We start from the raw sequence: 15,519 nt of genomic DNA, 5'->3' as shown, positions 1-15,519 counted from the left end.
GTAGCCGGCCTGAGAGGGCGACCGGCCACACTGGGACTGAGACACGGCCCAGACTCCTACGGGAGGCAGCAGTGGGGAATATTGCACAATGGGCGGAAGCCTGATGCAGCGACGCCGCGTGAGGGATGACGGCCTTCGGGTTGTAAACCTCTTTCAGCAGGGACGAAGCGTAAGTGACGGTACCTGCAGAAGAAGCGCCGGCCAACTACGTGCCAGCAGCCGCGGTAAGACGTAGGGCGCGAGCGTTGTCCGGATTTATTGGGCGTAAAGAGCTCGTAGGCGGCTTGTCGCGTCGACTGTGAAAACCCGCAGCTCAACTGCGGGCCTGCAGTCGATACGGGCAGGCTAGAGTTCGGTAGGGGAGACTGGAATTCCTGGTGTAGCGGTGAAATGCGCAGATATCAGGAGGAACACCGGTGGCGAAGGCGGGTCTCTGGGCCGATACTGACGCTGAGGAGCGAAAGCGTGGGGAGCGAACAGGATTAGATACCCTGGTAGTCCACGCTGTAAACGTTGGGCGCTAGGTGTGGGGGGCCTCTCCGGTTCTCTGTGCCGCAGCTAACGCATTAAGCGCCCCGCCTGGGGAGTACGGCCGCAAGGCTAAAACTCAAAGGAATTGACGGGGGCCCGCACAAGCGGCGGAGCATGCGGATTAATTCGATGCAACGCGAAGAACCTTACCTGGGTTTGACATGGCCGCAAAACTGTCAGAGATGGCAGGTCCTTCGGGGGCGGTCACAGGTGGTGCATGGCTGTCGTCAGCTCGTGTCGTGAGATGTTGGGTTAAGTCCCGCAACGAGCGCAACCCTCGTTCGATGTTGCCAGCGCGTTATGGCGGGGACTCATCGAAGACTGCCGGGGTCAACTCGGAGGAAGGTGGGGATGACGTCAAGTCATCATGCCCCTTATGTCCAGGGCTTCACGCATGCTACAATGGCCGGTACAATGGGCTGCGATACCGTGAGGTGGAGCGAATCCCAAAAAGCCGGTCTCAGTTCGGATCGGGGTCTGCAACTCGACCCCGTGAAGTCGGAGTCGCTAGTAATCGCAGATCAGCAACGCTGCGGTGAATACGTTCCCGGGCCTTGTACACACCGCCCGTCACGTCACGAAAGTCGGCAACACCCGAAGCCGGTGGCCCAACCCTTGTGGAGGGAGCCGTCGAAGGTGGGGCTGGCGATTGGGACGAAGTCGTAACAAGGTAGCCGTACCGGAAGGTGCGGCTGGATCACCTCCTTTCTAAGGAGCACCATCCAGCGAAGGCTGGTATGGAGCCCACGCCGCCCGAATGTGGTGGTGGGGTGCTCAATGGCGGAGACACTGGCAAGTTTTTCCTCGGCAACGGTCGGGGGCGCCTAGTACAGCCGGCCTTCGGGTTGGTGGGAACGGATGCCCGTGATGCGGCTGGGGGGAGGCGTAGGCACCCTGTTGGGTCCTGAAGGAACAACCTCTGGGTTGTCTTTCAGAGCCGAAGCGCGAGGCGGTTGTCTCGTGGTGGCGCCAGGCATGACCTGGTTTCTCATACCGCCGGCGGTGGCCGGGCTGGTGGGAGACGGTGGGGTTGTGGGTTGGTCGTTTGTTGAGAATTGCACAGTGGACGCGAGCATCTTTGTGGTCAAGTTGTCAAGGGCGAACGGTGGATGCCTTGGCACCAGGAGCCGATGAAGGACGTGGGAGGCCGCGATAGGCCTGGGGGAGCTGTCAACCAAGCTGTGATCCCAGGGTGTCCGAATGGGGAAACCCGGCACCAGTCATGTGGTGTCACCCACACCTGAACACATAGGGTGTGTGGAGGGAACGCGGGGAAGTGAAACATCTCAGTACCCGTAGGAAGAGAAAACAAATAGTGATTCCGTGAGTAGTGGCGAGCGAAAGCGGATTGAGGCTAAACCGGCTGCGTGTGATACCTGTCAGGGGTTGCGTGGTCGGGGTTGTGGGACCCTGCTGAGCGAGCTGACACTCGTTCGAGAAGTTATCAAGTCAGTGGCTAGTCGAACAGTCTGGAATGGCTGACCGTAGACGGTGATAGTCCGGTAGGTGAAAGTTGCTGACCTTCTGTGGGTGTTCCCGAGTAGCGGCGGACCCCTGAAATCTGCCGTGAATCTGCCAGGACCACCTGGTAAGCCTAAATACTTCCTGGTGACCGATAGCGGACGAGTACCGTGAGGGAATGGTGAAAAGTACCCCGGGAGGGGAGTGAAATAGTACCTGAAACCGTTCGCCTACAATCCGTCGGAGCCTTGCGGGGTGACGGCGTGCCTTTTGAAGAATGAGCCTGCGAGTTAGTGGCATGTGGCGAGGTTAACCCGTGTGGGGGAGCCGTAGCGAAAGCGAGTCTGAATAGGGCGATCGTAGTCGCATGCTCTAGACCCGAAGCGGAGTGATCTAGCCATGGGCAGGCTGAAGCGCGGGTAAGACCGCGTGGAGGGCCGAACCCACCAACGTTGAAAAGTTGGGGGATGACCTGTGGTTAGGGGTGAAAGGCCAATCAAACTCCGTGATAGCTGGTTCTCCCCGAAATGCATTTAGGTGCAGCGTCGCGTGTTTCTTGCCGGAGGTAGAGCACTGGATGGTCTAGGGGGCCCACAAGCTTACCGAAATCAGCCAAACTCCGAATGCCGGTAAGTGAGAGCGCGGCAGTGAGACTGCGGGGGATAAGCTTCGTAGTCGAGAGGGAAACAGCCCAGATCACCAGCTAAGGCCCCTAAGCGTGTGCTAAGTGGAAAAGGATGTGGGGTCGCATAGACAACCAGGAGGTTGGCTTAGAAGCAGCCACCCTTTAAAGAGTGCGTAATAGCTCACTGGTCAAGTGGTTCCGCGCCGACAATGTAGCGGGGCTCAAGCACACCGCCGAAGCTGTGGCACTCACACATGAACTTCGTGCCTCCTTGATGGGGTATGCAGGTGTGTGGGTGGGTAGGGGAGCGTCGTGCCGGGGGTGAAGCAGCGGGGTGACCCAGTTGTGGACGCGGCACGAGTGAGAATGCAGGCATGAGTAGCGAAAGAAGGGTGAGAAACCCTTCCGCCGGATGACCAAGGGTTCCAGGGCCAGGCTAATCCGCCCTGGGTGAGTCGGGACCTAAGGCGAGGCCGAGAGGCGTAGTCGATGGACAACGGGTTGATATTCCCGTACCCGCGAAAGAGCGTCCCTGATGAACCTCGTTGTGCTAACCACCCGAACCGCCGGCGGTCTTCGGACCTATGGTGGGGAGCGTGGGAACCTGACGGGTAGTAGTCAAGCGATGGGGTGACGCAGGAAGGTAGCTGATCCCGGCCGGTGGTTGTGCCGGGGTAAGCGTGTAGGCCGTGCCGTAGGCAAATCCGCGGCGCATATAGGCTGAGACGTGATGCCGAGCCGATTCAGGTGAAGTCAGTGATCCTATGCTGCCGAGAAAAGCCTCTAGCGAGTTCTTAGCGGCCCGTACCCCAAACCGACACAGGTGGTCAGGTAGAGAATACCGAGGCGATCGGGCGAACTGTGGTTAAGGAACTCGGCAAATTGCCCCCGTAACTTAGGGAGAAGGGGGGCCGGAGACGTGAAGCCCCGCGCGGGTGGAGCGTTGTATGGCCGCAGAGAGCAGGGGGAAGCGACTGTTTACTAAAAACACAGGTCCATGCGAAGAAGTAATTCGATGTATATGGACTGACGCCTGCCCGGTGCTGGAACGTTAAGGGGACCTGTTAGTCCGTAAGGGCGAAGCGGAGAACTTAAGCGCCAGTAAACGGCGGTGGTAACTATAACCATCCTAAGGTAGCGAAATTCCTTGTCGGGTAAGTTCCGACCTGCACGAATGGCGTAACGACTTCCCCACTGTCTCAACCACAGGCCCGGCGAAATTGCATTACGAGTAAAGATGCTCGTTACGCGCGGCAGGACGGAAAGACCCCGGGACCTTTACTATAGCTTGACATTGGTATCCGAATTAGCTTGTGTAGGATAGGTGGGAGCCGGTGAAGTCCATACGCCAGTATGGGTGGAGGCAATCTTGAAATACCACTCTGGTTGATTTGGGTATCTAACTTCGGACCGTTATCCGGTTCAGGGACAGTGTCTGGTGGGTAGTTTAACTGGGGCGGTTGCCTCCTAAAGGGTAACGGAGGCGCCCAAAGGTTCCCTCAGCCTGGTTGGCAATCAGGTGTTGAGTGCAAGTGCACAAGGGAGCTTGACTGTGAGACTGACAGGTCGAGCAGGGACGAAAGTCGGGACTAGTGATCCGGCACTGGCATGTGGAAGCGGTGTCGCTCAACGGATAAAAGGTACCCCGGGGATAACAGGCTGATCTTCCCCAAGAGTCCATATCGACGGGATGGTTTGGCACCTCGATGTCGGCTCGTCGCATCCTGGGGCTGTAGCAGGTCCCAAGGGTTGGGCTGTTCGCCCATTAAAGCGGTACGCGAGCTGGGTTTAGAACGTCGTGAGACAGTTCGGTCCCTATCCGCCGTGCGCGTAGGATACTTGAGAAGGGCTGTCCCTAGTACGAGAGGACCGGGACGGACGAACCTCTGGTGTGCCAGTTGTCCCGCCAGGGGCACGGCTGGTTAGCTACGTTCGGAAGGGATAACCGCTGAAAGCATCTAAGCGGGAAGCTCGCTTCAAGATGAGGTATCCCACCCACTTTGTGGGGTAAGGCCCCCAGCTAGACGACTGGGTTGATAGGCCGGAAATGTAAGCCCGGTAACGGGTTCAGTTGACCGGTACTAATAGGCCGAGGACTTGACTACGAAGCTGCTACGCGTCCACTGTGCAACTCTGAACAAGCGACAACCCCCCCGGTTTGTGGTGTGTGGTTGTTTGACATGTTCATAGAGTTACGGCGGTCATGGCGGAGGGGAAACGCCCGGTAACATTCCGAACCCGGAAGCTAAGCCCTCCAGCGCCGATGGTACTGCACTCGGGAGGGTGTGGGAGAGTAGGACACCGCCGGACAATCTTTCAGTCGAGGGCCACCCCGTTGGGGTGGCCCTCACTGCATTCTCCCACCGATCCCTGACGTCATTCCCTACCCATCCCTGACGTCGCCACCGACGCGTTCGGCCGAATGCCCGCCTGGTGGCCGGCGACTCTCGTACCGTCGGGACGGGAACCGGCCGCCGCGCCGGCAGACGTGACGCGCGGTACGCCCCGGTCCCCGATCGAGCCGCGCCGGTCGGGGTACCTGCTGATGGTTCGACCGGAACTGACCGCCGGGCACCGGCGGAGGCAGGAGTGGTCCATGAAGATCGGAATCATCGGGTCGGGAAACATCGGCGGCACCCTCACCCGTCGGCTGCGGTCCCTCGGGCACGACGTGACGGTGGCCAACTCGCGCGGGCCGGAGAGCCTGGCCGACCTCGCCGCGGAGACCGGCGCCACGGCCGGGACGGTGGAGGACGCCGTGCGGGACGCCGAACTGGTCGCCATCGCGATCCCGGTGAAGGCCGTGCCGGACCTACCGGCCCAGCTCTTCGACGGCAAGCTCGTGATCGACACGGACAACTACTATCCGCAGCGCGACGGCGAGATCCCCGAGCTGCTCGACCGCAGCCTCAGTTCCAGCCGGTGGACCGCGGACCGGCTCACCGGCGCCCGGGTGGTGAAGGTCTTCAACACCATCCAGGCCGGGCACCTGATGGAGTACGGGAAGCCGGCGGGCAGCCCGGACCGGATCGCCCTGCCGGTCGCCGCCGACGACGCGGACGCCAAGCGGGTGGTCATGGAGCTGGTGGACGAGCTGGGCTTCGACCCGGTGGACGCCGGCACGCTCGACGAAAGCTGGCGCCAGCAGCCGGACACCCCCGTCTACGGCACCGACCGGGACGCCGAGGGGGTGCGGCAGGGCCTGGCCGAGGCGCGACCCTGACCGCGTACGACGAGGAAAAGCCCCGCCGGCGACGAGCCCGGCGGGGCTTTTCCGTGCCTGCGCCCGACGGGCGTCAGGCGGCGGGCTTCGGGGCGCAGATGAAGCGCGGCTCCGGGTCGTAGCGCCAGCTGAACTTCTCCCGCTTGACCACCTTGCCGCCCTTCTTGATCACCCGGTACGCGTCCTGGGCGAAGCCCACGCTGCCCGCCGCGGAGATGCAGGTGGGGCCCGGGTCCAGGTAGACGGTCTTCGGCTGGGTGATGTTGCGGCGCGGACCGTACTCGGTCTTGACGCTGTCGTAGATCTTGGTGCTCCAGATCGACACGGTGATCGTGCTGCCCGTGTACGAGGTGTCGATGAGCACGCCGTGCGGGGTGTTGTTGCGGAACTTGAAGTCCAGCTGCGGCCAGTAGATCGTCGACTCGATCACCGCGGGGTAGCGGCTGAAGTAGAACGAGTGCGGCTTGTGCTCGACGTCCTCCAGGCCGGCGTAGTAGGTCGCGTTGAACAGCGTGGTGGTGAACTGTGAGACGCCGCCGCCCACGCCCGGGACCAGTTTGCCGCCCACGATGGTCGGCGCGTCCTGGTAGCCCTGGTCGTATCCGCGCTCGCCGGTGTGGCCGTTGAGCGAGAAGGTCTCGCCGGGCCGCACGATCGCGCCGTCGACGTCCTTGGCCGCCTGGACGATGTTCTGGCTGCGGGGGGAGGAGAGGCCGCCGGTGAACCGGGTGGTGAAGGTGGAGACCCGCTCCCGGATGCCCAGATCGGCGAGCTTCGCCTCGGTCAGCTCCGGCTGCGCCGGCGTCAGGTCGGCCCGGACGGTACGGCCGTCGGCCTTCGGCAGCACGGCGAGCAGGCCCCGGCTGAGGGCGGTGGCGTCGACCTGCCGGCCGGCCCGCCCCGGCACCACCGTGGGCTTGCCGCCGGAGATGGTCAGGCCGGCGTCCTTCGGCGCCACCTCGATCCGGGCCAGGGCATCGCCGAGGGCGGCCCGCAGCCGCTTGACGTCGACCCGGGGGCTGAGCTTGCCCGCCTGGTCGGAGGAGAAGCGCAGGCCGCGGGCGATCGCGGCGGGCGGGATGGTGACCGAGCCGCGATCGGTGGCGAGCGTCACCGGCGCGGCCACCGCCGGCCGGGCCAGCTCGGCGAGGAGGCTGTCGACCTCGGCGCGGCTGGTGGCCGGCCACTGCTCGACCAGCGGCACGGTGACCGGCCGGGCGGCCAGCCAGCCCGCCTTGACCGCGGCGGCCGCGCCGTCCTGGTCGACGGTGAGCGCGGGCTTCGGGTAGACCGGCTTGGGGGTGGTGCCGGTGAAGATGATCGCCGGCATGGTCATCTCCCGGCCCTGGTCGCCCATGGCCTGGCGGAGGGTGGCCGCCAGCCGGTTGACGTCGACCGTCACCACGGGGTCGACGCTGCGGGAGCCGACCAGGCGGCTCACCGGGTGCGCGTCGATGGCCGATGCGGCCGCCACGGTCGCGTCCACGTCGATCGCGAGGCCGATGTCGGCCGGCTGCACCGGCATGCTCCGCTCGCCCACGGTGAGGGTGATCGGGGCGCTCAGCGCCGCGGCCCGGCGGTCCAGCTCCGCCGCCAGCACCCGGGCCGCCGCGGCCCGGCTCCGGCCGCCCAGCTCCGCGCCGAGCACCGTGGTGCCGCGGGGCACGTCCCCGGCGTACGCCCAGGCGCCGGCGCCCACCCCGGCGGCGAGCACGGCCGCGGTGAGCCCGCCGGCCAGCAGGATCCGGCCCCGCCGGTACCAGGCGGGGCGGCCCGGTACCCGGGCGACGGTGGGCTCCGGTTCGTCGTCCGGCCAGCTCACCGCGGTGACCTTCACCGTGGGCCGGTCGTCGGCGGGCGGGAGTTTCTCCCCGTACAGCGTCACAGCAACCTCGATCGGAAGTACCACGTGGGGACCGCTTCCCCCACCCGGAAGACACCTACGGTAACCAACGCTCGACCCGGTCGGGAGTCGCTGGCCGGGCACGGCCCGTCGACCGGCCGGTGGGTGTCGCGACGGTCACCCGGGCCGGGGCGATCGCCGCGCCCGGGTCGTGGCACTGTGAGCGGGTGCGGACCGACGAGCAGGGCCCGGCGTACGGCGGGGGTTGGCTGGACCGGGCGGCGGCGTTGCGCGCCGACCCGGGCTGGATCTCCGCCCGCCTGGCCGACCGGGAGAGCGTGCTGCTGCCGTTCTGGCAGGACCGCTGCCTCGTGTCGGCGGAGCGGGCGCCGGTGCGGTTGCCCACGGTCGACGCGGCCGGGCTGCTCGCTGCCGTGGACGAGCCGGTCTTCCTGGGGCTGGACGCGGGGCGGGCGGTCTTCGCCGTCGACCTGTCCGGGCACCCGGAGCCGGCGGCGTTGCGGCTCGCCGGGGCCGCCGAGGCGGTCGACGTACGCGCCATCGTGGCGAGGCTGGGGGCGGCCGAGGCGGCCGTCCAGGCGTACGCCAAGGGGATGCTGCACTGGCACCGGGGCCAGCGCCACTGCGGCGGCTGCGGGGCGCTGACGCGGGTCCGCGACGGCGGCCACACCCGCTCGTGCACCGGGCCGGACTGCGGCCGGCTGCACTTCCCCCGGATCGAGCCGGCGGTGATCATGCTGGTGGAGGCGCCCGGCGAGCCCGGTCGCTGCCTGCTGGCGCGGCACCGGGGCGCGGCGGAGGACTCCTGGTCGACGCTGGCCGGCTTCGTGGAGATCGGCGAGAGCCTGGAGGACGCGGTCCGCCGGGAGTTGGCCGAGGAGGCCGGGGTGACGGTGTCGCGGCTGGCGTACCAGGGGTCGCAGGCGTGGCCGTTCCCGGCCGGGCTGATGGTCGGTTTCCGGGCTACGGCGGCCGGCACCGAGTTCGAGGTCGACGGGGACGAGTTGGTGGAGGCGCGCTGGTTCACCCGGGATGACCTGCGGGCCCGGGTGGCGGCGGGCCGGCCGCTGGGCCGGATCGACTCGATCGACCGGCACCTGCTGGGGTCCTGGTTGGACGGCCGGGGCTGAGGCCGGGCCGACCGGTCAGCCGGCCCGGCCGGACGGCTGAGCTGCGGATCATCCGCAGCGGTCCGTCAGCTCCTCGTTACCGAACTGTGATGTATAGCCGTGACGGCTACCACACGTGAAACCTGCCGGCCTCAGTGTCGTAATCCGGGTGGTTTGCCCGGGCGTTCGCGGTACCTCGATGTTAACCGTCGGTAACACTGGGCGATCTTGATACCACCGTTGTGTTACTGGTCAGTAGCAAGGGACTTGTGAGGTGTGTCGCTTCGCGAGAGCATCCAATCCGCGTACTGCGCGGTCCGTTCGGCACAACGGTCTCCGCGCCGCCCCGCAGCTTTCCCGTCCCGAGGCGCGACCCGCACCCGGCGACGAACCCCCGTCGAGGAGGACCTTGTGAGTGAATCGGAGAACCGTCAGGTGAGTGGCGGCACCCGCTGGCGTCGCTTTGCCGCGATGATGGTGCCGGCGACCGTCGTGGCCGGCGGCATCGTGCTGGGCATGGCGAACGGCGCGATCGCCGCCTCGTTCGCCGTCTCGGGCCAGACCTTCAAGGTCGGCGCCTCGAAGCTGGAGGGCGACGGCTTCAAGCAGTACGGCGGCTTCGCCAAGGAGAAGGACGGCACCGTGCACCCGGTGGCCGTCTCCGAGATCTCCAACGCCAAGCTGTACGACCTCTGCCAGTCGGTCAAGGTGCCGGACCTGCCGGTCGTGCTGACCATCAACGCCGGTGGTGGCGGCAACCCGGCGACCGCCAGCGGGCTGCTGATCGACATGGACTCCCTCGAGGGCGACGCGGAGTTCACCAACATCAAGATCGGCCGCGACGCGACCGACCTGAACGCGTCCGCCACGCCGAAGTCCTTCGGCCAGAGCGCCGACAAGGTCGTCATCAACGACCTGCAGCAGGTGGCCCGCTCCACCAGCGCCGGCGTCTTCACCCTGAACGGCCTCAAGCTCAAGGTGAACGTGGGCGCGGCCGCCAAGGAATGCTTCTGATCTGATGTCGAGGCCCGCGGAGGGCGCCCTCCGCGGGCCTCGACTCTGTTCCACCGCCCTGACAGCACCGCCAGCACCGCCAGGAGGAACACGTGACAACCACCGAGACGCAGCATGCGCGGCCCAGCCGGCTCGGGCAGGCGTGGGGTGGGTTCCGCCGGTGGCGGCGGGAACGGCCCTTCTGGGGTGGCCTCTTCACGGCGCTGGCCGGCCTGGAGATCTTCGGCACCACGCAGATGAGCCTCGGCGGCCTCACCTTCCAGATGGGGCCGACCGGTTTCCTGTCCTGGCTGATCCCGGTCATCCTGATCGCCTGCGGGATGTTGCTCTGGTTCAGCCCCGCCCAGCGCATGTTCTACGCGATCGTGGCGGCGATCACCGCGCTCTACTCGCTGATCGGAGTCAACCTCGGCGGCTTCTTCATCGGCCTGCTGCTCGGCATGATCGGTAGCGCGCTCGGCTTCGCCTGGGTGCCGCGGAAGCGGCCGGCCGCCCCCGCCGAGGAGGCCGCGGCCCCCGCCGAGGCGGAGCCGGCCGAGGAGACCGACGGTGACGAGCCCGCCCTGGTCGACGAGTTGCTGCCCCGGCAGCGCGAGGACGAGACGACCGGGGTGCTCACCGACACGCTGCCCGAGCCGCGCAACCCGCTGCGGGAGCCGGCCCCGGGCGAGCCCCGCGGGTCGGCCGACAGCACCGAGGTGCTGCCGGCCGTCGGACCCGACGCCCGCGAGGGCGACGGCCGCCGCGACCCCAAGCTGTACGCGATCCTGCTGGTGCTCGCCAGCGTGTCGACCGTGGGCCTGCTCGGGCTGCGCGATCAGGAACCGGCGATCGCCGCCCCGGCCGCCTGCCCCACCACCAGCAGCGCCCCGGCGAGGCCGGAGCGGACCGTCTCCGCGTCCCCGGCGGCCAGTGCCAAGGCCAGCGCCGAGCCGGCCGAGGAGAAGAGTTCCGGCAACCTGCTGACCAACATCATCGACGGCATCACCGGCCTGTTCACCGGCGGCGACGAGCCGGAGGCGGCGGCGAGCAGCCCGGCGCCCACGCCCGAGCCGACGGCCACCGGCGCCGCCCCGACCGGCGGCCCGACCAGCGCCGCGCCGACGCCGAAGGTCACCTCCCCGGCCAAGCCGACCAGGCCGGCCAAGCCCAGCATCTGCGACCGGCCGACCCCGGCCAAGCCGAAGCCGGTCGAGGCGGGCGAGCCGCTGCCGAAGATCGCCGCCGAGGCGAACCAGCCCCGGGTGGCCGGTCAGCCCTCGAAGCTGACCGGCTCGAAGGTGACCATGACCGGGTTGCACTTCGACGGGGTCGTCGACCTGCCGACCGGGGACGGCACGCTCAAGGTGCTGAAGTTCAGCATGGAGAAGGCGGTGACCGACGACTTCGTCCTGCTGGCCGACGGCCCCGCCGGCAAGCGCCAGCGGTACGTCACCGACCGGCTCACCGTCCAGGGCGACGTGGCCTTCTACGCCACCCGCTTCGTCGGTTACCTGCTCGGCATCAAGATCACGCTGACCCCGGACCTGCCGTTCCCGGACGGCATCCCGATCACCTCGCCGATCCCGATCACCTTCACCGACCCGACGATCGACCTGGCCTTCGTCGACTGCAACCGGCTGACCGCCAAGCCGCGGCTCCACCTCGACCTGGCCTGATCCCGAACGACCGCGGCCGGGAGCCGGAGGTGATCCTCCGACTCCCGGCCGTTCGTCGTACCGGGCCGGTGTCCGGGTCCCCGGCCGGGGACCCGGAGGCGGCGGCTACAGCCGGGCCAGCGCCTGGCGCAGCGGGTCGAGCCCCAGCGAGCCGAGATCCAGCGCCTGCCGGTGGAACTCCTTCAGGTCGAAGTCGGCGCCCTTGCGGGCCTTCGCCTCCTCCCGGGCCTGCAGCCAGATCCGCTCCCCCACCTTGTACGAGGGCGCCTGCCCGGGCCAGCCCAGGTAGCGGTTCAGCTCGAAGCGCAGGTTCTCGTCCGGCACCCGGCAGTGCGCCCGCATGAACTCCCAGCCCAGCTCCGGCGTCCACCGCTCGCCCGGGTGGAAGCCGAACGGGTTGTCCCGGGGAATCTCCAGCTCCAGGTGCATGCCGATGTCGACGATCACCCGGGCCGCCCGGAACGCCTGGCCGTCGAGCATGCCGAGCTTGTCACCCGGGTCCTCCAGGTAGCCCAGCTCGTCCATCAGCCGCTCCGAGTAGAGCGCCCAGCCCTCACCGTGCCCGGAGACCCAGCAGAGCAGCCGCTGCCAGCGGTTGAGCAGTTCGGCGCGGACCGCCGTCTGGGCGACCTGGAGGTGGTGGCCGGGCACACCCTCGTGGTAGACGGTGGTCACCTCGCGCCAGGTGGAGAAGTCGGTGACGCCCTGCGGCACCGCCCACCACATCCGGCCGGGCCGGGAGAAGTCCTCGCTCGGGCCGGTGTAGTAGATCGCGCCGTCACTGGTCGGGGCCAGGCAGCACTCGATCCGGCGGACCTGCTCCGGGATGTCGAAGTGGGTGCCGTGCAGCTCGCTGATCGCCTTGTCGGCCAGCGCCTGCATCCAGTCCCGGAACGCCTCCTTGCCCTGGATGGTGCGCGCCGGGTCGGCGTCGAGCGCCGCGACGGCCTCGTCGATGGTGGCGCCGGGCCCGACGATCCGGGCGGCCACCGCCCGCATCTCACCCTCCAGCCGGGCCAGCTCCGCGAAGCCCCAGGCGTACGTCTCGTCGAGGTCGACCCGGGCGCCGAGGAAGTACTGCGAGGCCAGCTCGTACCGCTCCCGGCCGGCGGCCTGCTTCTCCCGGCCCCGCGGGGCCAGTTCGGAGCGGAGGAACTGCCCGAACTCGGCGGTGGCGGCGGTCGCCGCGGCGGCGCCCTTGCGCAGGTCGGCGTCGAGCGCCCCGGCCGCGCCGAGCCGCTCGACCAGCCCGTGGAAGAAGTTGTCGCCGTCCGGGTCGGTCCAGATGTCGCACTGCTTGGCGACCTCGGTCAGCTGCGCCCGGGAGCTGACCTGCCCGGCCTGGGCGGCCTCGCGCAGCGTCCGCTTGTAGCCCTCCAGGGCGGCCGGGAAGCGGTTGAGCCGGGCCGCGATGTTGGCGCGGGCGTCCTCGCCCTCGGTCGGCATCAGGTCGAAGACCATCCGGAGGTCGTGCAGCCCGCTGGCGATCACGTTGACCTCGCTGGTGGTCTCGCCGGCCTCGTGCCGGGCGAGCTCCAGACCGAGGCGCTCCTGCATCGCCTCCTTGGCGGTCCGCTCGGCCTCGGTGTCCGGCTCGGTCACGTCGAGGTCGGCCAGGGCGCGCCGGGTCAGGTCGGCGCGGGCGGCGTATCCCTCCGGGGTCAGGTCGTCGAGCTGGTCGTCGTAGCCGGCGATGCCGACGTAGGTGGCGCCGGTCGGGCTCAGCGGGGCCCAGTCGGCCACGTAGCGGTTGGCGAGGTCATCGATTCGTCCCACCCTGCGACCCTACGTGACCGTACCGCCCCGTTGTCGAGCCTCTTTGTCGCGTTCGGGGTGGGCCCGCCGGTGGGTACGACGGGCGGGGCACCGGAGTCGCTGTGGCGGCCGACACGTGGTCCGATTTTCGCGCGACTTCGTCGTACCCCTGCGGCAGAGTGTCATGAGTGACCGGCGACTTCACTCCTGACCGAGCCCCGCTGCGAAGCTGGCTGCCCGGCTTCCTCGCCCTCGGTGTGATCTGGGGTTCGAGCTTCCTGTTCATCAAGGTCGGGGTGACCGAGCTGCACCCCCTGCACCTCACCCTCTACCGGGTCGCCACCGGCGCGGTGACCCTGCTCGTGGTGCTGGCCGTGCTGCGCGACCGGCTGCCCCGGGAACCCCGCGTGTGGGCGCACCTGGTGGTGGTCGCCGCGTTCGGCGTGGCCCTGCCGTTCACCCTGTTCGGCTTCGGCGAGCAGCGGGTCGAGTCGATGCTCGCCGGGATCTGGAACGCGACCACCCCGCTGATCGTGCTGCCGCTGGCCGTCCTGGTGTTCCGCACCGAGCGGTTGACCGTGCGCCGGGCCGTCGGCCTGGGGCTGGGCTTCGCCGGGGTGCTGGTGGTGCTCGGCGTCTGGGAGGGCGTCGGCGGCTCGCACTTCCTCGGCCAGCTGATGTGCCTGGGGGCGGCGGCCTGCTACGGCGTGGCCATCCCGTACCAGAAGAAGTTCATCGCCGACACCGCGTACTCCGGGCTGTCGCTCTCGGCGGCCCAGCTGCTGGTCGCGACGGCGCAGCTCGCGGTGGTCGCGCCGCTGGTGGCCGGCGCCCCGCCGGCGCCGGCCGGGCTCTCCGGCCGGGTGCTGGGCAGCGTGCTGGCGCTCGGCATGCTCGGCACCGGCCTGGCCTTCGTGATCAACCTGCGCAACATCCGGCTCGCCGGGGCGAGCACCGCCTCCACCGTCACCTACCTGATCCCGGTGTTCGCGGTGCTGGTCGGGGCGGTCGTGCTGGGCGAGCGGATGAACTGGCACCAGCCGGTCGGCGCGCTGGTGGTGCTGCTCGGCGTGGCGGTGGCCCAGGGCATGCTGGGCCGGCGTCGCCCGGCCCCGGCCGTCGACGCCGTCAGCCCGGCGCCGGTGCCCGCCGGCCGCTGACCGCACGCCGGGCCGCCGCCACCGTGGTGGCCCGGCCACCGGTCAGCGGCGGCCGGACGTCCACTTCACCAGGCGGTCGGCCGTCCAGGTGTTGACCACCCGGTTCGCCGGTACGCCGCAGAGCGCCGCCCGCTCGCAGCCGAACCGCTGCCAGTCGAGCTGCCCCGGGGCGTGCGCGTCGGTGTTGATGGCGAACCGGCAGCCGGCCTCCAGCGCCCGGCGGATCAGCCGCTTCGGCGGGTCCTGCCGCTCCGGCCGGGAGTTGATCTCGACGGCGACGCCGTGCTCCGCGCAGGCCGCGAAGACCGCGTCCGCGTCGAAGTCGCTCTCCTTGCGGGTACGCGCCCGGTGCCCCCGGTCGCCCGGGCCGGTCACCCCGGCCGGCCGGGACGACACCATCCGCCCGGTGCAGTGGCCCAGGATGTCCAGGTGCGGGTTGGCCACCGCGGCCAGCATCCGCCGGGTCATCTTCGCCCGGTCGTCGCTCAGGCCGCTGTGCACCGAGCCGACCACCACGTCGAGGCGGGCGAGCAGCTCCTCGTCCTGGTCCAGCGACCCGTCGGCGAGGATGTCCACCTCGATGCCGGTGAGGATGCGGAACCCCTTCGGCAGCGCCTCGTTGACCGCCGCCACGTGGTCGAGCTGCTGGCGCAGCCGGGCCGCGGTCAGGCCCCGGGCCACCGTCAACCGGGGCGAGTGGTCGGTGAGCACCACGTACTCGTGGCCCAGCTCGACCGCGGCCAGCGCCATCTCCTCGATCGGGGAGCCGCCGTCGGACCAGTCGGAGTGGGTGTGGCAGTCGCCGCGCAGCGCGTCCCGCAGCTGCTGCGCCGCCGCGTCCAGGTCGGTGCCCTCGGTGGCGACCAGCCGGCGCAGGTAGACCGGCTCCTCGCCGGCCAGCGACTCGGCCACACAGCGGGCGGTGACGTCGCCGACGCCGGACAGCTCGGTGAGCTTCCCGGTCCGGGCCCGCTCGGCCACCTCCGCCGCCGGCAGCGCGCCGAGCGTCTTGGCGGCCGACCGGAACGCCCGGACCCGGTAGGTGGCCTCGTTGGCCCGCTCCAGCAGGAACGCGATCCGGCGCAGGTCGGCGATGGGATCCCGGGCAGTCATGACCTG

The 15,519-nt window shown here is 68.6% G+C and carries 7 protein-coding genes, 3 rRNA genes and 1 pseudogene; 8 read left to right on the top strand and 3 right to left on the bottom strand.

Annotated elements, in window-relative coordinates; all coding sequences use genetic code 11:
* From AB0I11_RS11310 to AB0I11_RS11295, 4 genes are all read left to right on the top strand, one after another.
* A 16S ribosomal RNA gene (locus AB0I11_RS11310) occupies positions 1-1,239 on the top strand; the annotation flags it as partial.
* Between the two features lie 374 nt (positions 1,240-1,613).
* Positions 1,614-4,722: ribosomal RNA gene (locus AB0I11_RS11305) — 23S ribosomal RNA — on the top strand.
* An 88-nt stretch (positions 4,723-4,810) separates the two neighbouring features.
* Positions 4,811-4,927 (top strand): 5S ribosomal RNA (rrf, locus tag AB0I11_RS11300).
* 286 nt (positions 4,928-5,213) lie between these two features.
* Positions 5,214-5,840, top strand: coding sequence for an NAD(P)-binding domain-containing protein (locus AB0I11_RS11295; protein ID WP_357317129.1), 627 nt, complete (start codon positions 5,214-5,216; stop codon positions 5,838-5,840).
* 73 nt (positions 5,841-5,913) lie between these two features.
* Here AB0I11_RS11295 and AB0I11_RS11290 read toward each other — a convergent pair whose 3' ends face one another.
* Entirely contained in the window at positions 5,914-7,725 is a 1,812-nt protein-coding gene (locus tag AB0I11_RS11290) for a VanW family protein (RefSeq protein ID WP_357317126.1), read from the bottom strand.
* A gap of 185 nt (positions 7,726-7,910) precedes the next feature.
* Between AB0I11_RS11290 and nudC the strand changes: the two genes are divergently transcribed.
* The 3 genes from nudC (at position 7,911) to AB0I11_RS11275 (ending at position 11,485) form a co-directional block, all read left to right on the top strand.
* Positions 7,911-8,834, top strand: a complete 924-nt coding sequence (nudC, locus tag AB0I11_RS11285; RefSeq protein WP_357317163.1) for an NAD(+) diphosphatase — start codon at positions 7,911-7,913, stop codon at positions 8,832-8,834.
* A 450-nt stretch (positions 8,835-9,284) separates the two neighbouring features.
* Positions 9,285-9,827, top strand: a complete 543-nt coding sequence (locus tag AB0I11_RS11280; RefSeq protein ID WP_357317160.1) for a DUF6230 family protein — start codon at positions 9,285-9,287, stop codon at positions 9,825-9,827.
* Between the two features lie 92 nt (positions 9,828-9,919).
* Entirely contained in the window at positions 9,920-11,485 is a 1,566-nt protein-coding gene (locus AB0I11_RS11275; RefSeq protein WP_357317123.1) for a DUF6114 domain-containing protein, read from the top strand.
* 105 nt (positions 11,486-11,590) lie between these two features.
* Here AB0I11_RS11275 and AB0I11_RS11270 read toward each other — a convergent pair whose 3' ends face one another.
* The gene (locus AB0I11_RS11270; RefSeq protein ID WP_357317120.1) at positions 11,591-13,261 is read right to left on the bottom strand and encodes a DUF885 domain-containing protein; all 1,671 of its coding nucleotides are present in this window, start codon (positions 13,259-13,261) and stop codon (positions 11,591-11,593) included.
* Positions 13,262-13,428: 167 nt separating this feature from the next.
* Here AB0I11_RS11270 and AB0I11_RS11265 point away from each other — a divergent pair.
* A pseudogene (locus tag AB0I11_RS11265) lies at positions 13,429-14,560 on the top strand (DMT family transporter); the annotation flags it as partial.
* On the opposite strand, the gene AB0I11_RS11260 reads toward AB0I11_RS11265, so the two are convergent.
* Complete coding sequence (locus AB0I11_RS11260; RefSeq protein WP_357317117.1) at positions 14,443-15,513, bottom strand: PHP domain-containing protein; 1,071 nt, start codon at positions 15,511-15,513, stop codon at positions 14,443-14,445. The pseudogene AB0I11_RS11265 and the gene AB0I11_RS11260 sit on opposite strands and share 118 nt — an antisense overlap.
* Positions 15,514-15,519: the final 6 nt, after the last annotated feature.

This window comes from Micromonospora sp. NPDC050495 (assembly GCF_040655175.1).
Lineage (GTDB): Bacteria > Actinomycetota > Actinomycetes > Mycobacteriales > Micromonosporaceae > Micromonospora.
The sequence above is the reverse complement of the archived record's forward strand: the minus strand, read 5'-3'. Positions and strand labels throughout refer to the sequence as shown.

Excerpts from the sequence above, each read along its gene's own strand:
- AB0I11_RS11260 (WP_357317117.1), bottom strand. The coding sequence starts at position 15,513 with ATGACTGCCCGGGATCCCATCGCCGACCTGCGCCGGATCGCGTTCCTG.
- AB0I11_RS11280 (WP_357317160.1), top strand. The coding sequence starts at position 9,285 with ATGATGGTGCCGGCGACCGTCGTGGCCGGCGGCATCGTGCTGGGCATG.
- AB0I11_RS11295 (WP_357317129.1), top strand. The coding sequence starts at position 5,214 with ATGAAGATCGGAATCATCGGGTCGGGAAACATCGGCGGCACCCTCACC.